The sequence below is a fragment of the Bacteroidota bacterium genome (genome assembly GCA_016715425.1).
GTDB lineage: Bacteria > Bacteroidota > Bacteroidia > Chitinophagales > BACL12 > JADKAC01.
In genome coordinates, this window is record JADKAC010000005.1 from 433,299 (window position 1) to 452,453 (window position 19,155).

Genomic DNA, 19,155 nt, shown 5'->3' on the forward strand with positions numbered 1-19,155 from the left:
TTTTACAGATATGAAAAACATTCAATTTATTTGTTTAGGTATTGTGGCAAATGTTTTAATGTCATGCAATCAAACTCCTGCAATAACATCAGGCAATAGCAGCAACCATGTTGAACTAAGAAATAGTTTGGATTCAGTAAGCTATGCATTAGGAGTAAATGTAGCTCGCACCTTAAATGGTCAGGGCTTTGATTCCATTAATTATGAAGCATTTAATACTGCAATTGCAGCCTCATTAAAATCTGATATTTTATTAATTGATCAAACGCATAGCATGCGTTATATCAATACTTATTTACAAGGCTTATCCAAATCTATATTAGCAAAAAATCTCACTATAGCTGAAAATTTTATTGATAGTATTTCTCAGCTTGAAGGTGTGAAAAAATTAGATGAGGGAATTTACATGCGCATAATAAAAGAAGGAACAGATAATCCCCCAACTTTAAATGATGAAGTAGTATTTAATTTTTTAGGACAATTACCCGACGGTAAAGAATTTGATAATTCATTTAGCAGGGGAGTGCCTGCAACATTTAATGTGAATACGGTTATAGTCGGATGGCAAGTAGCACTTAAAAAAATGAACGAGGGAACAATTGCTGAAATTTGGCTATCTCCGGAAAAAGCTTATGGCACGCATGGTGGATATAATGGGATTATTCCCGGAAATTCTGCTCTCTACTTTAAAATTGAGTTAGTCGGGATTAATAGGAAATAGTTATTGATTAATTATTTGAAATTATTTATTTTCGACCAATTACAAAATGAACTGAAAATTTTTTCAAATGAATTTAATTATTGCCAGCACATCCACAATTTACGGACAAGTCTATTTAGAATATCTTAAACCAACACTTTTAGAATTTTATAAATCGAGTAACGAAATCTTGTTTATACCCTATGCAAGACCTTCCGGTATTTCCCATGAAGTATATACAGAAAAAGCATCTACCTTTTTTTCGGGTATTGATAAGAAATTAATAGGTATACATACTTTTTCAAATCCCGTGGAAGCTATACAAAATGCAAAAGCAATTTTTACTGGAGGCGGTAATACCTTTATGTTATTGGATCAGTTATACAAAAACAATCTGATTTCTCCATTACGCACAATATTAAAATCAGGAATTCCATTTCTAGGTACAAGTGCGGGAAGTAATATTACCGGGTTGACTATCGGCACGACGAATGATATGCCTGTAGTTTACCCACCATCATTTGATGCATTACAGTTAGTACCTTTTAATATTAATCCGCATTTTCAGGATCCAATTGAAGGCAATATACATATGGGCGAAACCAGAGAAACCAGAATTGGAGAATTTATTCAATTTAACACGCAACCTGTAATTGGATTAAGAGAAGGAAGTTGGATTCATGTCACTGGAAATAAAGCTGTTTTAAAAGGTGATTTATCTGCAAGATTATTTCAACAAAATCAAAAAACGGTTGAGTTAAATGCAGGTTCTGATTTAAGTTTTCTTTTATAAAAAATCCTTTTAGTAAGCTTTAGCAAATAACACTCGTTGTGAACTTGGCTTACCGGAATACACACATTTTCCTTCTTCAGATTTTGCATCCAAAGGAATACAACGAATTGTGGCTTTGGTTTCTGTTTTAATTTTTTCTTCAGTTTCTGATGTGCCATCCCAATGTGCTAATACAAATCCGGCTGAATTTTCAATTATATTTTTAAACTCTTCCCAACTATCTGCTTTGCGCAAACTATCATTGCGGAATTGCAATGCTTTATTGTAGATATTGGATTGAATATCTTCTAACAATTTGCTTACTTGCTCTGCAATATTTTCTGATTGCCAAATCATTTTTTCTTTAGTATCTCTGCGTACAACTTCTATCGTTCCATTTTCAATATCACGCATTCCAATAGACATTCTTATAGGCACTCCTTTCAATTCGTATTCTGCATATTTCCAACCGGGTTTCGCCTGATCATTATCGTCCAATTTTACAATGATGTTAGCTTGTTTCAATACGGAAATTATTTCCTGTGCTTTTGCAGAAACAGTTGCCAACTGTTCTTCGCTTCTAAAAATTGGAACTATTACAACATGTAGTGGTGCAAGTTTTGGAGGAAGAATTAATCCATTATCATCGCTATGCGCCATAATTAATGCACCCATCATTCTAGTTGACACTCCCCAACTGGTTGCCCACGCAAATTCCTGTTTGCCTTCTTTGTTTAAAAATTTTACATCAAATGCTTTTGCAAAATTCTGACCCAGAAAATGTGAAGTACCCATTTGTAATGCTTTGCCATCCTGCATCAATGCTTCAACACAATAAGTATCAATGGCACCGGCAAATCTTTCTTTCGCAGTTTTCACTCCTTTAATAACAGGAATTGCCATGTAGTTCTCCATAAAATCTGCATACACATTTAGCATTTTTACAGTTTCTTCAACTGCTTCGTCAGCAGTTGCATGTGCAGTATGCCCTTCCTGCCAATGAAATTCTGAGGTTCGCAGAAATAATCTTGTACGCATTTCCCAGCGCATCACATTTGCCCATTGATTAATTAGTATCGGTAAATCACGATAACTCTGAATCCAGTTTTTATAGCAATTCCAGATTATTGTTTCAGAAGTAGGGCGTATAATTAATTCTTCTTCTAATTTAGAATCCGGATCCACCATTAATTTCCCTTTTTTAGTAGGATCAGTTTTTAATCTGTAATGTGTTACAACGGCACACTCTTTGGCAAACCCTTCGGCATGTCCTTCTTCTTGTTCCAAAAATCCTTTAGGTATCAACAATGGGAAACTCGCATTCACATGACCCGTTTCTTTAAACTTTTTATCGAGAATGCATTTCATTTCTTCCCAAATAGCCCATCCATAAGGCTTTATCACCATGCTTCCACGTACAGCACCGTATTCAGCCAGTCCACTTTGAAGTACAAGATCATTGTACCATTGAGAATAATCTTCCGCTCTACTTGTAATATTATCAGACATTGTTTAAATTTGGTATGGTGTTTGAAATTTATAGAAATACAAAGTTAATAAAGCAACAAGAAGCACGTTTAAATTTTAAAAACAAAAGAATATGAAACATACAACTCTACTCCAAACATTATTTTTAACTACTACACTATTTATCATTAGTGGGTTGAGTGCCCAAGTATATGATGATATTTATTTTACACCTGGAAGTTCAAATACAACAACAACTACTACAACAACTAACAATCAATCAGCTAATAATAATGATTCTGAATATTCTTCAACTGGCGAAGATGAATATAGAGTGTATTCAGATGGATTTAGCAGTGAAGAATATTATGATGAAGAAGGTAATTCCTATGTAGTAAATAATTATTACTACGATGAGAATGATGAAAGCTATATGAATTCCATAGACAGATATTATTCACCTTATTATGGATTTAGTTATTACGCACCTTGTTATTCATCTTCTTATTACTACCCTTCTTATTACGGCGGTTTTGGATTGTCAATAGGATTTAATTGGGGCTGGGGTTCAATGGGTTGGGGTTATCCTTCTTACGGTTATGGTTATCCTTATTATGGATATGGTTATGGTTGTGGTTACCCTTATTACGGTTATGGATATGGTTATGGTTATCCTTATTATGGCTATGGATACGGATATAATAATGGTTATTACAACGGCTACTATAATGGTTACAACAATGGGTATTATGATGGCTATTATGGCTATGGCTATGGCAATGATTATTATTACGGACCAAATGGTACCGGCTCGAGTAACACCAGTGGTGGCGACAGAACTTATCATGGAATTACAGGTGGTGGTTTATCCGAAAGACTGCCTTCAAATAAAACTGATAATTTGAATTTGGATAATGGTATTTCGGCTAATACAAATAATATAAATGGCCTAAATAAAAATGATGCTATTGCAACTAATAAATCTGATATCACTTCCAAAAAAGATTTTGCTGTAAATAATGATGCAGTTGCAATGAGTAATAATAGCACTGTAAAAATTGTAAAAAGTTATTCCAATAATAAGCCTACTCAAGCTACTAAATCCGTAAGTAACAGTAGCAATAAAGGAAATGTTAGCAGCAAACCTGCAAATACATATACCAATAGCAATAATAATAGTAAGTCTACATTTCAATATGCACCTTCTGATAGAAATTCAGGACAAGCCACTCAGGATAATTCATATAGATTTGATAAACCTGCAAGCAATAATAATAGCAGCAATACATATCAAAAACCTGAATTCACTTATCCTGAAAGAAGTAGTGAGCGTTTAGATAATAATTATTCTCAGCCTCCAAGTAAGAGCACTCGCAGTGAAGTTGCTCCTGAACAGCCAAAAAATAATTGGTTTGAAAATAAGGGTAGTCAAAGCAATAAGAGCTCAGGCTGGAATAATAATTCATCCAGTTCTCAACCTTCCTACAGAAGTAGCACTCCTTCTTCTTCTCCTTCTCCATCCATTAATAGTGGTGGAAGTTCATCAGGAGGAAGAAGTGGTGGTGGTTCATCTTCAGGAAGTTCCGGAGGTGGAAGCAGAAGATAAGGTCTAAAGCAATTACTCTTTTATTTTTAAAAAACAGTTTATGAAAAAATGGTATACAATTTATGCCCTGCTATTGGTATTGCCTTTAAGGTTGGTTGCTCAATCCGATGAAGATGCTTTACGATACTCTACACTTGACTTCGGGGGCACTGCCCGTTCATGGGGATCCGCCAATGCATACGGCGCAGTTGGTGGAGATTTTAGTACGCTGAGTATGAACCCTGCAGGTTTAGGTATTTATAGAAGCTCCGAATTGTTTTTTGGAATGGGTCTGGCTTTTATTAATAATCGTTCTGAAATGTATGATAATTATCAGGATAGAGATCGTGATAATTTCCATGTGAGTGGTGCAGGAATGGTGCTTACCAATATGTATAAAGGCCGGGAAAATTCTACGAATAATTGGGTGAGTACCAATTTTGGTTTTGGATATAATCGTTTGGCAAATTATAATTCTGAAATTAATTATTCCGGATTTAATAATGCTAATTCTTTATTGGATGATTATGTTTCTCAATTAAATGCCAATGGAGGCACCAATCCATCTAACGTTTATAATAGCGCTCCTTTTGGTGCCGGTTTAGCTTGGGAAACTTATATGTTAAATCCTTATCCCAGTGATACAACACAATACTCTTCTGTAATTCAAGATGGCAATGTGCAGCAAAGCAAATACATTCAAACATCCGGAGGCTATGATGAAATGGTGTTATCTTTTGCTGGAAATTATGGTAATAAATTATATATCGGAGCAACGATGGGAATGCCGATTGTCAATTATAATTATTCATCAATTTATTCAGAAGCAGATGTAAATAATGTGCATGATGATTTTAATTCTTTCGATTTAGTAAATAATACAGATGCACATGGTTTTGGTATCAACGGTAAATTCGGTTTTATTTATCGCATAAGTAATTATGTGCGTATTGGCGGTGCAGTGCATACACCTACTTATATTGATATGCATGAAAGATATTACAGTTCAATGAATTCACAATTAGATATGACGGGCTCCTATTACTATGAATCTCCATATGGTGAATATTTATATGGCTTAACCACTCCATGGAGATTATTTGGAAGTGCTGCTGTTACAATTCAGAAATACGGCTTCTTGAGTTTTGATTATGAGTTTGTTGATTATGGTGAAGCACATTATAATTTTAATCGCATTGGTTCAGGAAGTGATATTAATTATGAAAATAATTTGAACAACACGATAAATGGAAAATATACGGGGGCACACAATTTTAGATTTGGTGCCGAAGCGAGTATTGATATTTTTCGTTTAAGAGGTGGTTATGCAATTCAAGCAACTCCTTTTAATAGTGGTGTTGCAACAGGTAATGCAGATTATGCAAAAAATACATTTACTGCAGGATTTGGTATTAAAGAGAGATCTTACTTTGTTGATTTTGCTTATGTGAATTCTTCATCCACCGAATACGATCAGGAATATTATAGTGATGTAAATGGAGGCAATTCAGGCGCAACAATTGACAAGCGCTTTAGTAACTTTTTAATGAGCTTTGGTTTTAGATTTTAGTAAATGAGTACACACACTCATAACGGCGCATCTATGATGCGTCGTTTTTATTTTATTAAACCACCAACAAGGTTTGGTTATTTTTGTTAGTACTATATGGCTTATAAAAATTTACAGGAATTTATTCAACGGTTGGAGCAGGAGGGCGAACTCATTCGTATTAAAGAATATGTAAATCCGCATTTAGAAATCACTGAGATTGTTGACAGAATTTCCAAGCACAACGGACCGGCATTACTTTTTGAAAATACAGGATATCAATTTCCTTTACTAATAAATGCATTGGGTAGTGAAAAAAGAATGTGTCTTGCATTGGGCGTTGAGAAATTAGATGATATTGCTGCTGAAATAGAAAGTTTATTTAAAACTATTGCAACTCCAAAAGATTCTATTACTGATAAATTAAAGTTGTTACCACAATTAGGAAAAATTGCTTCATGGATGCCAAAGATGCGCAAAGGCAAAGGCGATTGTCAGGAAGTAATAAATAAAAATCCGGACATAACACAACTACCGGTTATGACGTGCTGGCCTGAAGATGGCGGACCATTTTTAACATTGCCCGTAATTAATACAATGGATCCCGAAACTAAAATTCGCAATGTTGGAATGTATCGCATGCAAGTTCTTGGACCTACACTTACAGGTATGCATTGGCATAAACACAAAGTTTCTGCAGGGCATTTTAATTCTTATAAACGCTTAGGTAAAAAAATGCCGGTTGCTGTAATTCTGGGTGGTGATCCCGCATATACTTATGCGGCAACTGCGCCACTTCCTCCTAATGTGGATGAATATGTTTTAGCAGGATTTTTAAGAAAAAAGAAAGTAGATCTGATAAAATGTATTACTCAAGATATGTATGTTCCTTCGGATGCAGATTTTGTGATTGAAGGTTTTGTTGATCCAGAAGAAGATTTAATTTGGGAGGGCCCCTTTGGCGATCATACCGGATATTACTCTTTAGCTGATTGGTATCCGAAATTTCATATTACTTGTATTACACATCGTAAAAATGCAGTGTATCCTTCCACTATTGTTGGCATTCCTCCACAAGAAGATGCATGGATTGGAAAAGCAACAGAACGCATTTTTATAGCACCTATAAAAATGACTATGCTTCCTGAAATGCTGGATATGGATATGCCGATTGAAGGTGTATTTCATAATCTGACTACAGTAAGAATTAAAAAAGAATTCTCAGGTCATGGACAAAAAGTAATGAATGCAATGTGGGGTGCAGGACAAATGATGTTTAATAAAATATTGATTATTGCTGATGAAAATACTACGATTCAAAACTATAAAGAACTGGCACGTTCTGTAAGTAATTATACTGATCCTGCACAAGATATTTATATCAGTCAGGGGCCGATGGATGTGTTAGATCATAGCTGTTCAAAATTTGCATTTGGTGGTAAAATGTGTATTGATGCTACTTTAAAAAGTGAAGAAGAAAAAAATGATCTGGCTAAAAATATTGTAATATCAGAAATACAAATTGATACAGAGAAATTAATGCAAAAGTATCCTGAAATTCATTCAATAAATATTAATCTGATTTTAGAAAATATCTCTCTCGTTTTAATTTCAATTGAAAAAAATCGATTGCATCATGTAGGTGAATTATCAGAAAAATTATTTTCAGAACCGGGAATGGATGCAATTAAATTTTTGGTAATTACTGATAGCGTTGTAAATGCTGCAGATATAGATGTGGTAACATGGCATGCTGCAAATAATATTGATCCCAAACGTGATATCTATATTTTTAAGCACGGAGTGAATGGAATTTCGCATGCTGCTATTGATGGAACGAGAAAAACAAAGCAGTTCGATAATTTTAATCGTGACTGGCCAAATATTATTTGCATGGATGATGATACCATAAAAGCGGTGGATGCAAAATGGGATAAGTTAGGTTTAGGAGCATTTATTTCTTCTCCTTCATTGAGATATCGCAATCAATATTTAAAAGGCGGTGCTATAGTAGAGCAAAATTGATATTCATTTCTAATTCAAATAATTCTTCTTTTTTAAAACCTCTAAATGTTAGAAATATTTTTATTCCTGCAACACAGGTTTTACATTTGACCAATTGATAACTTTTAAATACTATAATTATGAATCGTCCACCAGTTGAATATACCGAATATCTGCAATTAGATAGAATTCTAAATTCTCAAGCTCCGGAAAGTGATAAAGAAAATATTTCAGCTCACGATGAAATGTTATTTATAATTATTCATCAAGCGTATGAATTGTGGTTTAAGCAAATTCATCATGAATTGGATTCTGCATTACAAATAATGAATGGTAAAATGTTGAATGATAATTCACCTGAATTACAGACTATAGTGCATCGTATGAATCGTGTAGGTACAATATTAAATTTGTTAGTACATCAAATTGATATTTTGGAAACAATGACACCGTTGGACTTTCATGATTTCCGTGATTTGTTGCGTCCGGCATCCGGTTTTCAGAGTTGGCAATTTAAAATGATAGAAGCAAAACTTGGTTTGAAATTCGATAATCGTCATGGTCAGCAATATTATTTATCGCAATTGAAACCACAGTTTGTGGAAATGATAAAAGAAGTAGAGAAGCAACCTACTTTATTAGAATTGATTGATGGGTGGTTATCCAGAATGCCGTTTTTTGATTCACCTGAATTATGGGAAAATTATAAGGCCATTACTTCAAATGATAATATAATGCATCCTTTCTGGTCGGATTTTATAAATATTTATGAAAGTGGATTAGTGGAAGGAGAGAAACAGAATATTGAAACTTTTAAACAAATATTTTTCTCTGACTCTAAAAGTGAATATACTTCCTTATCTTCAAAAGCAATGCGTTCTGCATTATTTATTTCTCTATACAGAGGATATCCAATCTTGCATATGCCATTTAATTTTATGAATGCAATGGTGAATATAGATGAGCAAATGGCTACGTGGAGATTCAGACATATTAATATGGTGCATCGCATGATCGGAAATCGTGTTGGAACTGGTGGAAGTTCTGGTAAAGATTATTTGCAAGGAGCTTTAAACAAACATTATATTTTTAAAGACTTTGCCATACTCTCCAGCTTTTTAATTGAACGCCATAAATTACCTGTATTAAGTCAGGAATTAGAATTAAGACTTGGTTTTTATCGCAACGCTTAATCCTGTTTTTCCTGATTATCTTTTATCTCATTATTTTCAGGAGCAGGGTCCACTTCAATTTCATCCGGCGCATCTGAGTTAAGATTAAATGTATCACTAACAATATTAAAAGTGGTGCGACGATTTAACTGATGCAAAAATTCAAAATCATCTGTTTTGGATTTGAAACCATTGATATACTTTTCGGTGAGAATAGTATTTTTTGGAATAACAGTTCCACTCGGAACAGTAACCAATGTTTTTATTTTATCAGGATTACTTTCACCAAATCCTTTTGCAAATAAGCGTTCCGAATCAATACCTTTTAATATTAAATAAACAACTACACTATTAGCACGACCTTGCGATAATTTCTGATTATACTTATCAGAACCACGAGAGTCCGTATGTGAATTTATTTGAATAGTAAGATTTGGATTTTCAGTTAACATCACAACTAATTTATCCAATTCAGGAAAAGATTCTGCACGCAATGTAGTATCATCATAATCGTAATAAATATTATTCAACTTAATCTGCGCTTCTTTGCTTGAAGGTATTTTATCTAACACGAGCTCACTATAAATTATTAAAGTGTCTCCGGGTTTTGCTGTATAACCTGTGATGCTAATATTTTTGGAGCCTGTAAAATATCCTTCTTTAGCTCCGCTGAACTTATATGTTTTTAATGAATCAACAATTACATTGAATGAGGAATCTATAGGTAAAACAAATTTTGCGAGCAAGGTATTTAATTCTGAAAATCCAATTGTTGCAATTGCTCCCGGTAATGAAATTGTATCTATAACTGTTGAAGTTACATCGCTGGTGTCTTCATACACTTTCTGATTTATTTTTCCATTTAAAACAAATACAGGGGCACGTAATTTCTTTGGTTTCTTTACAAACATATAAAGATCATCACCACCAACACCACCTTTTCGTGCTGAAGAAAAATATCCAACCATTAATGTATCTGCTGAGACATCTTTAGTTTGTTTTACTATCATCATCCCGAAATCATCCGCACCTGAATTAATTGGATATTTCATATTAGTTACACCACTGAATTTACCTTTATTAAAACTTGCTGAAAATATGTCGAGACCACCCATACCCGGATGTCCATCACTGGCAAAATAAAAATTACCTTCAGCATCAAAATTTGGAAACGCTTCATTGCCAACTGTATTAATTGAAGTACCCCCATTTACCGGAGTATCCCAACCTTCAAATAATCGTTTGCTATAATAAATATCGCTGCCGCCTAAACCATTTGGTCCCATTGCCGCAAAAAATAATGTTTGTCCATCTATAGATAAACATGCTGTGCCGATATTTAATGAGTCTTCAAAGAAAGGTAATACTTCGGGTTCGCTCCAGCCGCCTTCGGGAAGTATTGCGCTGTAATATAAATTGCAGTAGTCATCAATCTTCCTGTCATCAGAACCACATCGAGTAAAAAACATTTCAGTAAAATCAGAAGAAAAAATAAGAGAGCCATCATTGTATTCTGAATTTACTTTTCCAGAATATAATTGTGGGGTATTAAATTTTCCATAGCCCGTAAATGTGGCTTCATACACATCGTAAAATTTATTTCCTGTCCATTTATCTTTTAAATCACCCGTTGAATTTTCTCTGGAGGAAGTAAATGCAATAGAGGTGGAACTTGAAAATGCAGGACTAAAATCAGCATCCGCCGAATTCAATGTTTTAAGATTAGTAATATAAATCTCTTTATCAAATTCATCATTATCCGCTTTAATCCAGGTCAACGCATTTTCACTTGATGTGATTTCTGCGGTAATCTCCGGTCTACGATAAGGTTCCTCAATTAAGTACGCTTGAAATTGTTTTATCGCCTCATTATATTTTTCTTGTGCCTTCAACATTTTTGCAAACGCCAGAACTGCATCAGAACCATACTCCCAATCAATTGCTGTTTTATACCAGGTAGCCGCTGCTTCTGTTTGATTATTATATTGATAACTCTGGCCAATCTGATAAGCCAATTGCGCTTTCGTAGTACCTAACTCATCTTTATTAAATTCCTTTTCTAAAAGTTCTGCAGCTAAGGAGTACTTTTTTAAATTATAGGCAGTTTGTCCGTCTGTTATATTTTCAGTGTATTTGCATCCCCAAATTAGTAACGCAATGCATCCGGAAATCAGAAATAGTTTTTTCATATTACAGTGCTAATTTACTAAACGAGGGTCGGTATTCTTTGTTTTAGATAATGTGGATTCTACTAATTGGGTAAAAATAAAAAAGGTCGCATTATTTATGCGACCTGATTATACACTTTGTAAAAATTTTATTTTGGTATTACAGCGATATTTTTTGGATTGCGTGGGTCTAATCTTACTTTCAATGTTCTACCTTCTTTAAATTGAGCCATGTCAGTTTTAGAAACATTTTGTTTTATTTCAACTTCATAAGGTATGCGTTCAGGTGGAAATATTTCAAGTTTTAATCCAATGCGTGGATTTTGCTGAACTGTTCTTCCGGTTTCCCAAACCTTAAGAATAACTGCTGTTGCCGGTTCACCTTCTTGAATTAAGTTAAGTGCAATTAATGCAGGGCGAAAGAATATTCGATAGCCGATATATGCAAGAACAGCGAATAAAGCAAATGTTGCTATTCCAAAAGTCCATTCAAAAATGGCAATTGATCCGGCGACAACGAAAGCGATGCCGGCGAAAATCCAGATAACATAATTAGGAAGAGCAAATTGTTTAATCATGGCAAATCAGTTTTTTAATAATACATATAATACGAAATAGTTTGCCGATTTGTTCAAAGTGTATGCCATTCAATTGCAAGTTCGATTAATTTTTACAATAATAAATAGCAGTGGTTGGAAGGTTCGTTTTAAATAGTTGAATTCTTTTTAAAAAACGTTGCATCCTCTCCGCTAAGGATAATATTTTTTTTGAAGTTAATGGTATGCTGGATTGGATTTGATAAACATATTAGGTGCATTTTCAATCGCTAGAAAAAAAAAGTTCAATTCATTTTTTTAAAATTGGGAAGTAAAAATAGTTTGTTGAAAAAAAAGAATATTACTTTATCAATTGCTATTTATACCTCATGAAAAACAAGCAATGGAATATCTGTGGCATTTAGCAACATAATTGTATTGCTTTTTGTAAACAGATTTTGCCACATATTCATTTTTCTGGCGGTGAGCGCTACCATATCAATGGAATAATCCGCTATAAATTCTTCAAAACCTTTTTTCAATTTCTCACTATTAATAATTTCAAATTGTAGCCGGGCATTCCGATAATCATTTTCTACCTGACTAGACAATTGCATCATATTTTTTTCATCAGAAACTATATCATCATCTAAATTGAAATGCGTGATATGAAATTTACATTCAGAATCCTGAAGTAAGTGCATCATTTTACCAATGGCATACACATCATAATTATTAAAATTGGTACCGTATAATACTTTGGATATTTTACGGAAAGAATAATTTAATGGTAAAGCTAATATTGGAATATGCGCATGCTTGATTACACTTTGAGTTACAGTACCAAACATCACTCTATCAATTTTAGAATGTCCTCTGGTCCCCATAATTATAAGATGTGGTCGCCAGGCCCGTGCTTCATTTAATATTTCATCGGCAGCAAAACCACGTCGCACAGAACTACTAAGAATAAAATCTGAATCTTTTCTATCCTTGGTTGCTTCTCGCACCTTTGCCAACATCACTTGCATATTTGAATGTGCATCGGTTTCCATTTTATGAATCAGTTCCTCTGTGTATCCTGTAACCTGATTTTTAATGGGCGTTTGGCTAATATCCTTGTCCACAAACGGATCGTCAAAAACATGCACAAGTCTTATTTCACATGCAAAATGTTTGGTGAAGTCTAATGCATATTGAACTTGCGTCCAGGTATAATCACTAAAGTCAACAGGAATTAAAATATTTTTCATCACTTATTATTTATGAATGGCAAGTTAATAAGAATGCAAGTTGATTTCCAAAATTGCAGTCAACCTTTTGCATTAAAGTATGTTAACCTACTAATTCTTTTTCTAAACATTTTGAAGCAATGTCAATTACCTATTCTATTAAGGATCTTGAAACATATTCAGGAATAAAAGCGCATACCATTCGCATTTGGGAACAGCGTTATGGTATTTTAAAAGCTGCTCGCACTTCTACCAATATCCGATACTATACAGAAGATGAAGTAAAATATCTGATGAGTCTTGCACTGCTAAATCGAAAAGGAAAGAAAATTTCAACCCTTTCTCAAATGTCGCAGCAAGATATTTCTGACGCTATTAAAGCGCTAACCAAATTGAGCGACGATTACCGAACGCAGATTGAAGCAATGATAGAAGCAGCCATTGCATTTAATGAAATTCAATTTCTGCAATTATTCAATTCCTCTATTAAACAAATAGGCTTTGAACCAACCATGATAAAAATTATTTTTCCTTTCTTGGAAAAGTTGGGAGTATTGTGGGTTTCTGGAGGTATTATGGCAGCTCAGGAACATTTTATTTCTCAGTTAATAAGGCAAAAATTAATAGTGTGTATAGATGCTAATAGCGGAAAACTTAATCCAAACTCAAAAAGATTTGTTTTATTTCTTCCGAATGGTGAATGGCATGAACTCACTTTATTGTTCTTGCATTATCTTTTAAAAGTACGCCGCCAAAATGTTACCTATTTAGGGCCAAGTGTCCCACTTAAAGATGTTCTCACGGTCGGTGAACGTCTTAATCCGGATTATTTCTATACAATAATAACCAATGCTCCGCATGGTTATTCTGTAAGCGAATATCTCAATAAACTTTCAGATAAATTTCCCGATTCAACAGTTTTTGCTTCTGGTGTTCAGCTGTTTAATCCACCTCGGTCTTTAAATAAGAATGTTTCCATACTAAATAATATGGAAGATGTAACGGCAAAAATTGAAGACTTGACAGGCAATACTTAAAATTAGTTAATGTTTAATGTTAAAATTATAATATTAAACAAAAGTTTGTTTTTTACAAATGTTTTGTTCAACTTTGAACTATCAACATTAAACAATATAACTATGACAAGTAATCAGTTCCACACCCAGATGATTGAGCATAAGCAACCCCTTAAAGCTTTTGCCATGAATTTAACCAGAGAACATAATGATGCTCTGGATTTAATGCAGGAAACATACGCACGAGCAATATCCAATCAGGATAAGTTTAATGATGGAACCAACCTGAAGGCTTGGTTAATTACCATTATGAAGAATATTTTCATCAACAACTATCGCAAAACTTCCCGCCGAAATGTGGTAAATGATTTTTCAGAAAATTTATTTCTGCTAAACTCAGGACCTATAACCATTGAAAATTCTGCTGAGAAAAGTTTCGTGATGGAAGATCTGCTTGCAGCAGTGAATAGTTTGAATATTGAATATCGCAAACCATTTATGATGCATCATCATGGGTTTAAATATGATGAGATTGCCGAGGAGTTAAGTTTACCTCTTGGTACTGTGAAGAGCCGTATCTTTTTTGCCCGCAAACAAATGCAGCAATTTTTAAAAGAAAAAGGATTTGTGAGATATTGATTTAAAGTATTTCTGTTTTCAATAGAAATATCAAATCCAATTTTTCAAGATACGATCAGCAGATTGATATTGATTGAAACAATATTATTCTGCTGATTTTTTTATACTTCATATAATTCAATGGGCAGATCATCAGGGTCTGCAAAAAAAGTAAATCGCTTTCCTGTTATTAAATCCGTACGAATACTTTCAACTTGAATACCTTTTGAAATAATTTTCTGAACAACATCTTCTATATTCACAACGCTTAATGCAAGATGTCGAAGTCCGATGGCTTCGGGATAGGATGGTCTTTCAGGTGCATTTTCAAACGTAAATAATTCTAAGGTAATATTTGCAGGATGATGCAAATCCACTTTCCAGGATTTACGTTCTTGACGATAAGTAGATTTCATTTTTTCAAATCCTAATACATCAGTATAAAATGCAATTGATTTTTCAATGTCCTTGCAAATTATAGCAATATGATGCAATCCATTAATCATTGTAAATCATCGGTTGGATTTGGAAAAAATGCATCTTCAAAATGGCGTATTTCATTTGTTTTATTATTTGAAATAATGGTTATAATATCAAATCGGATTTCATTTTCTAATTGCTTTTCATATAAATACGCTTCGGCAGTGGCTGCAAGTAATTTTTGTTTTTTGGCTGTAACTGCAAATTCAGGATAACCAAATTTTTCTGTGCTGCGGGCTTTTACTTCTGCAAATACAATGATGTTGTTTTGCTGTGCTATAATATCTATTTCTCCTTTCTTAAATCGCCAGTTGCGCTCAAGCAGAATATATCCTTTGTCCTGCAACATCCTAGCTGCCTGATCTTCACCTTCTTTTCCTTTAATATGGTGTACCGCCATAAAATATTGTTATTTTGCCCGTGCAAATGTCTTCAGACAAATATATTCAAGGTTTTTCGATTGTGTTTATTCTATTAAACTTTATAAGTAGTATTATTTTGTCTGTGAATATTTTTCACATCAAATTTTTATTCTCAACCAAGAAATTATTTTGTGAACGATTATGCATCATCCGGGATTTTGAATTAATGAATATAAATTTTATAACAAGGAATTACCTGCTATTCACATTTCAAAAATCAAATTGTAAAATGGTATTGGATCTAAAAATAATTGTATCATGAATCGGGTAATATTTGAAGACTTAGGAACAATTAATTATAAAGATGCCTGGGATTATCAGGAAAAAGTATTTAATGAAACGGTGCAAATTAAAATACAAAATAGGGAAGCGGATAAACCAAAGCAGGAAGTGCAACATCATTTATTATTATGCGAACATACACCTGTTATCACGCTTGGAAAAAATGCAAATGCATCTAATGTGTTATTGAGTAAAAGTGTATTGCAACAAAAACATATTGATTTGTTTCCAATCAATCGGGGAGGGGATGTTACCTTTCATGGTCCCGGACAAATTGTAGGTTATCCCATTTTAGATTTAGATGCATTTTATACGGATATCGGAAAATATTTAAGAGATATTGAAGAAGTAATTATAAGAACTATTGCTGAGTACGGAATAAGTGGAGAGAGATTAAAAGGTGTAACCGGTGTGTGGTTAGATGCTGAAAATCCATTTAAAGCCAGAAAGATTTGTGCTATCGGAATCCGTTGCAGCAGATGGGTTACCATGCATGGTTTTGCATTTAATGTAAATACAGATCTCAGTTATTTTGATACTATTATTCCATGCGGATTAAGTGATAAAAAAGTAACTTCTCTGCAGCAGGAATTGGGTGAAATAATTGATATGGAAATTGTAAAGAAAAAAGTGATGCATCATTTTGAAGATGTGTTCCAATGTAATTTATATACGATATGAAAATGAAAATACCTGAAGAAAAAATAACAAACCCCGGAGAAGAAACGGAAGAAGATTTATACGAAGTGTTTCGTGTAAAAACAGATCCTAAACAAGAGCCTTTACGCATTGATAAATTTCTGTTGAATAGAATAGAAAATATCAGTAGAACAAAAATTCAGAATGCTGCTAAGGCAGGTTCCATACTTGTAAATGGGATTGTTGTTAAATCCAATTATAAAGTAAAACCGGGTGATGAAATTTCTGTAGTGCTGCCGGGTAAAGCATTTGACGGTACAGTGCATGCTGAAAATATTCCGCTCAATATTGTTTATGAAGATAAGTGTATTGCAGTAATAGATAAACCTGCCGGGCTTGTTGTGCATCCCGGTGTGGGCAATTATACAGGCACACTTGTAAATGCATTGATGTATCATTTCGGCACATTACCCAATGCTTCCACCGAATATATTCGTCCGGGATTAGTGCATCGCATTGATAAAAATACCAGTGGATTATTAGTGGTGGCAAAAGAAGATTATGCTATGCAACATTTAGCTAAACAATTTTTTGCGCATAGTATTGAACGCACTTATCATGCGTTGGTGTGGGGAGAATTTGAAGAGAAAGAAGGAACAATTACAGGAAGTATTGCACGACATCCGAGATTCAGAAAATTATTTACAGTAACACCTGATCCTGAAGATGGAAAACATGCTGTTACTCATTATAAAGTATTAGAAAGTTTTGGTTATGTATCCCTTGTGGAATGCAAATTGGAAACCGGCAGAACACATCAGATTCGTGTGCACATGCAATATATTGGCCACCCTATTTTTAATGACGATACTTATGGCGGCAATAGAATAGTGAAGGGAACAATCTATACCAAGTACAAACAGTTTATTGATAATTGTTTTCAAATTATTCCCCGTCAGGCACTGCATGCATATTCATTAGGATTTATACATCCGGATACTGAGGAACAAATGCATTTTATCAGTCCTTTACCTGAAGATTTTCAAGGAGCAATTGATAAATGGAGAAAATACTCGCATCAGTTGAAAATGTAGTAATGACATCTCTTTTACTTTGCTCAAACACGATTCGCCAAATTGAAGTTGATTTATACTTAACTTTGTTTTCCATCAATTAAATATTTTTCATGTTAAAATCAGCTTTAGTTATACTGGGAATTATACTTTATTGTAACACCTTTTCACAAACTCGTCCTGTTTGTGCAACCAATGAATATATACAACAATTGGAACAGCAATATCCTGGATATTTACAACAATTAAATACGATTGATATGCATGTGGATGAAATGATTAAAAATAAATCTGAATCCAGATCTAGTGAGGATACAATTGTTTATTATATACCTGTTGTATTTCATGTGGTGTATAATAATCTGACTGAAAATGTTTCCGATGCACAATTACTTTCTCAATTAGATGTACTGAATGAAGATTACAGAAGATTAAATGTGGATAGAACAAATACGCCGGCGGCATTTGAAGATCTGGCAGCAGATACATATATCCAGTTTATAATGGCAGAAGTAGATCCCGATGGTAATCCAACGGATGGAATTACAAGAACTGAAACAACTATTACATCATGGAATCTTTTTACCGGACCAGGTGAGGATAATTATGCAGAGAACATAAAATTTACAGATAAAAATGGACATGATATTTGGGATCGTAATTGTTATTTAAATATTTGGGTAGGTGATTTAGGTGCTTCAATTCTAGGTTATGCGCAACCTCCCGGTGGTGCTTTGCTAAAAGATGGTGTTGTGATTGGTTATAAATGGATTGGCACAGGTGGCACTTCTATTTATCCTTATAATAGAGGAAGAACAACCACACATGAAGTGGGCCATTGGTTAAGTTTAAAACATATTTGGGGTGATGATGGAAATTCTTGTGTGGGAAGTGATCTTGTTGCAGATACGCCTAATCAAGCAGGTGAAAATTATGGCTGCCCTAATTTTCCAAAAACAGACGCTTGTTCTCCAACAGCACCCGGTGTTATGTTTATGAATTATATGGATTACACAGATGATAATTGCATGAATATGTTCACGCAAGGTCAGGCAAATAAAATGCGTGCTATTATGGTAAGTACCCGTGAAGAAATTCTAGAATGTGCTTCCCTTGTAAATATTCCCAGTGTAAATTCTTCGGTACCTTTTGGTTTATCGGTGTATCCGAATCCTGCAACAGATGCTATTGTTTTAAGATCAAATGGATTAAATAATAATACACTGTTTGTGGATGTATTTAATATCATGGGTGAAAGAGTTTATTCAGAAACTTTTGCCGGTAACGAAACTGCACATTTAATACAAGTGAATTCTTTTTCTGTAGGTTCTTATTTAATTCGTGTAACTGATGGAACTGTTTCTGAAACAATTCAATTTATTGTAACAAAATAAATTGCAGGCAGCTTGCTTGCCTGATATCAAAAACAAAACATATTTT

The 19,155-nt window shown here is 33.9% G+C and carries 17 protein-coding genes; 11 read left to right on the forward strand and 6 right to left on the reverse strand.

Annotation, left to right across the window (positions count from 1 at the left end; all coding sequences use genetic code 11):
- The first annotated feature begins 10 nt into the window (after positions 1 to 10).
- Entirely contained in the window at positions 11 to 721 is a 711-nt protein-coding gene (locus IPN31_07665) for an FKBP-type peptidyl-prolyl cis-trans isomerase (protein MBK8681765.1), read from the forward strand.
- Between the two features lie 67 nt (positions 722 to 788).
- A complete protein-coding gene (gene pepE / locus IPN31_07670; GenBank protein MBK8681766.1) occupies positions 789 to 1,493 on the forward strand; it encodes a dipeptidase PepE in 705 nt (234 codons plus the stop codon).
- Positions 1,494 to 1,502: 9 nt separating this feature from the next.
- Here pepE and IPN31_07675 read toward each other — a convergent pair whose 3' ends face one another.
- Positions 1,503 to 2,981, reverse strand: coding sequence for a proline--tRNA ligase (locus tag IPN31_07675; protein ID MBK8681767.1), 1,479 nt, complete (start codon positions 2,979 to 2,981; stop codon positions 1,503 to 1,505).
- A gap of 91 nt (positions 2,982 to 3,072) precedes the next feature.
- Here IPN31_07675 and IPN31_07680 point away from each other — a divergent pair, with 91 nt between their 5' ends.
- The 4 genes from IPN31_07680 (at position 3,073) to IPN31_07695 (ending at position 9,270) form a co-directional block, all read left to right on the forward strand.
- Positions 3,073 to 4,545 (forward strand): hypothetical protein, encoded by a 1,473-nt coding sequence (locus tag IPN31_07680; protein MBK8681768.1) that lies wholly within the window; start codon positions 3,073 to 3,075, stop codon positions 4,543 to 4,545.
- A gap of 40 nt (positions 4,546 to 4,585) precedes the next feature.
- Positions 4,586 to 6,094 carry a hypothetical protein gene (locus IPN31_07685; protein MBK8681769.1) on the forward strand — a complete coding sequence of 503 codons (1,509 nt, stop codon included), beginning with the start codon at positions 4,586 to 4,588 and terminating at the stop codon, positions 6,092 to 6,094.
- A gap of 96 nt (positions 6,095 to 6,190) precedes the next feature.
- The gene (locus IPN31_07690; protein MBK8681770.1) at positions 6,191 to 8,098 is read left to right on the forward strand and encodes a menaquinone biosynthesis decarboxylase; all 1,908 of its coding nucleotides are present in this window, start codon (positions 6,191 to 6,193) and stop codon (positions 8,096 to 8,098) included.
- Positions 8,099 to 8,217: 119 nt separating this feature from the next.
- Entirely contained in the window at positions 8,218 to 9,270 is a 1,053-nt protein-coding gene (locus IPN31_07695) for a tryptophan 2,3-dioxygenase (protein ID MBK8681771.1), read from the forward strand.
- On the opposite strand, the gene IPN31_07700 is transcribed toward IPN31_07695, so the two are convergent.
- The 3 genes from IPN31_07700 to IPN31_07710 form a co-directional block, all read right to left on the reverse strand.
- On the reverse strand, positions 9,267 to 11,438 hold the full coding sequence (locus tag IPN31_07700; GenBank protein ID MBK8681772.1) for an OmpA family protein: 2,172 nt from the start codon (positions 11,436 to 11,438) through the stop codon (positions 9,267 to 9,269). The two genes, IPN31_07695 and IPN31_07700, sit on opposite strands and share 4 nt — an antisense overlap.
- 128 nt (positions 11,439 to 11,566) lie before the next feature.
- Complete coding sequence (locus IPN31_07705; protein ID MBK8681773.1) at positions 11,567 to 11,995, reverse strand: hypothetical protein; 429 nt, start codon at positions 11,993 to 11,995, stop codon at positions 11,567 to 11,569.
- A 338-nt stretch (positions 11,996 to 12,333) separates the two neighbouring features.
- Positions 12,334 to 13,206: a universal stress protein gene (locus IPN31_07710; GenBank protein MBK8681774.1), complete on the reverse strand. Its 873-nt coding sequence runs from the start codon at positions 13,204 to 13,206 to the stop codon at positions 12,334 to 12,336.
- Positions 13,207 to 13,325: 119 nt separating this feature from the next.
- Here IPN31_07710 and IPN31_07715 point away from each other — a divergent pair, with 119 nt between their 5' ends.
- Positions 13,326 to 14,222: a MerR family transcriptional regulator gene (locus IPN31_07715; protein ID MBK8681775.1), complete on the forward strand. Its 897-nt coding sequence runs from the start codon at positions 13,326 to 13,328 to the stop codon at positions 14,220 to 14,222.
- 102 nt (positions 14,223 to 14,324) lie between these two features.
- The gene (locus IPN31_07720) at positions 14,325 to 14,840 is read left to right on the forward strand and encodes an RNA polymerase sigma factor (GenBank protein ID MBK8681776.1); all 516 of its coding nucleotides are present in this window, start codon (positions 14,325 to 14,327) and stop codon (positions 14,838 to 14,840) included.
- 101 nt (positions 14,841 to 14,941) lie between these two features.
- Here IPN31_07720 and IPN31_07725 read toward each other — a convergent pair whose 3' ends face one another.
- Together IPN31_07725 and IPN31_07730 are read right to left on the reverse strand one after the other, a co-directional pair.
- On the reverse strand, positions 14,942 to 15,325 hold the full coding sequence (locus tag IPN31_07725) for a VOC family protein (protein MBK8681777.1): 384 nt from the start codon (positions 15,323 to 15,325) through the stop codon (positions 14,942 to 14,944).
- Positions 15,322 to 15,699, reverse strand: a complete 378-nt coding sequence (locus IPN31_07730) for a YraN family protein (protein ID MBK8681778.1) — start codon at positions 15,697 to 15,699, stop codon at positions 15,322 to 15,324. The genes IPN31_07725 and IPN31_07730 overlap by 4 nt, the downstream gene beginning before the upstream one ends.
- Before the next feature lie 280 nt (positions 15,700 to 15,979).
- Here IPN31_07730 and lipB point away from each other — a divergent pair, with 280 nt between their 5' ends.
- From lipB to IPN31_07745, 3 genes are all read left to right on the forward strand, one after another.
- Positions 15,980 to 16,684 (forward strand): lipoyl(octanoyl) transferase LipB, encoded by a 705-nt coding sequence (gene lipB / locus IPN31_07735; protein MBK8681779.1) that lies wholly within the window; start codon positions 15,980 to 15,982, stop codon positions 16,682 to 16,684.
- A 2-nt stretch (positions 16,685 to 16,686) separates the two neighbouring features.
- A complete protein-coding gene (locus IPN31_07740; protein MBK8681780.1) occupies positions 16,687 to 17,736 on the forward strand; it encodes an RluA family pseudouridine synthase in 1,050 nt (349 codons plus the stop codon).
- A gap of 92 nt (positions 17,737 to 17,828) precedes the next feature.
- Positions 17,829 to 19,109, forward strand: a complete 1,281-nt coding sequence (locus IPN31_07745; GenBank protein MBK8681781.1) for a T9SS type A sorting domain-containing protein — start codon at positions 17,829 to 17,831, stop codon at positions 19,107 to 19,109.
- Positions 19,110 to 19,155 lie beyond the last annotated feature (46 nt).

Excerpts from the sequence above, each read along its gene's own strand:
- IPN31_07665 (MBK8681765.1), top strand. The coding sequence starts at position 11 with ATGAAAAACATTCAATTTATTTGTTTAGGTATTGTGGCAAATGTTTTA.
- pepE (MBK8681766.1), top strand. The coding sequence starts at position 789 with ATGAATTTAATTATTGCCAGCACATCCACAATTTACGGACAAGTCTAT.
- IPN31_07675 (MBK8681767.1), bottom strand. The coding sequence starts at position 2,981 with ATGTCTGATAATATTACAAGTAGAGCGGAAGATTATTCTCAATGGTAC.
- IPN31_07680 (MBK8681768.1), top strand. The coding sequence starts at position 3,073 with ATGAAACATACAACTCTACTCCAAACATTATTTTTAACTACTACACTA.
- IPN31_07685 (MBK8681769.1), top strand. The coding sequence starts at position 4,586 with ATGAAAAAATGGTATACAATTTATGCCCTGCTATTGGTATTGCCTTTA.
- IPN31_07690 (MBK8681770.1), top strand. The coding sequence starts at position 6,191 with ATGGCTTATAAAAATTTACAGGAATTTATTCAACGGTTGGAGCAGGAG.
- IPN31_07695 (MBK8681771.1), top strand. The coding sequence starts at position 8,218 with ATGAATCGTCCACCAGTTGAATATACCGAATATCTGCAATTAGATAGA.
- IPN31_07700 (MBK8681772.1), bottom strand. The coding sequence starts at position 11,438 with ATGAAAAAACTATTTCTGATTTCCGGATGCATTGCGTTACTAATTTGG.
- IPN31_07705 (MBK8681773.1), bottom strand. The coding sequence starts at position 11,995 with ATGATTAAACAATTTGCTCTTCCTAATTATGTTATCTGGATTTTCGCC.
- IPN31_07710 (MBK8681774.1), bottom strand. The coding sequence starts at position 13,206 with ATGAAAAATATTTTAATTCCTGTTGACTTTAGTGATTATACCTGGACG.
- IPN31_07715 (MBK8681775.1), top strand. The coding sequence starts at position 13,326 with ATGTCAATTACCTATTCTATTAAGGATCTTGAAACATATTCAGGAATA.
- IPN31_07720 (MBK8681776.1), top strand. The coding sequence starts at position 14,325 with ATGACAAGTAATCAGTTCCACACCCAGATGATTGAGCATAAGCAACCC.
- IPN31_07725 (MBK8681777.1), bottom strand. The coding sequence starts at position 15,325 with ATGATTAATGGATTGCATCATATTGCTATAATTTGCAAGGACATTGAA.
- IPN31_07730 (MBK8681778.1), bottom strand. The coding sequence starts at position 15,699 with ATGGCGGTACACCATATTAAAGGAAAAGAAGGTGAAGATCAGGCAGCT.
- lipB (MBK8681779.1), top strand. The coding sequence starts at position 15,980 with ATGAATCGGGTAATATTTGAAGACTTAGGAACAATTAATTATAAAGAT.
- IPN31_07740 (MBK8681780.1), top strand. The coding sequence starts at position 16,687 with ATGAAAATACCTGAAGAAAAAATAACAAACCCCGGAGAAGAAACGGAA.
- IPN31_07745 (MBK8681781.1), top strand. The coding sequence starts at position 17,829 with ATGTTAAAATCAGCTTTAGTTATACTGGGAATTATACTTTATTGTAAC.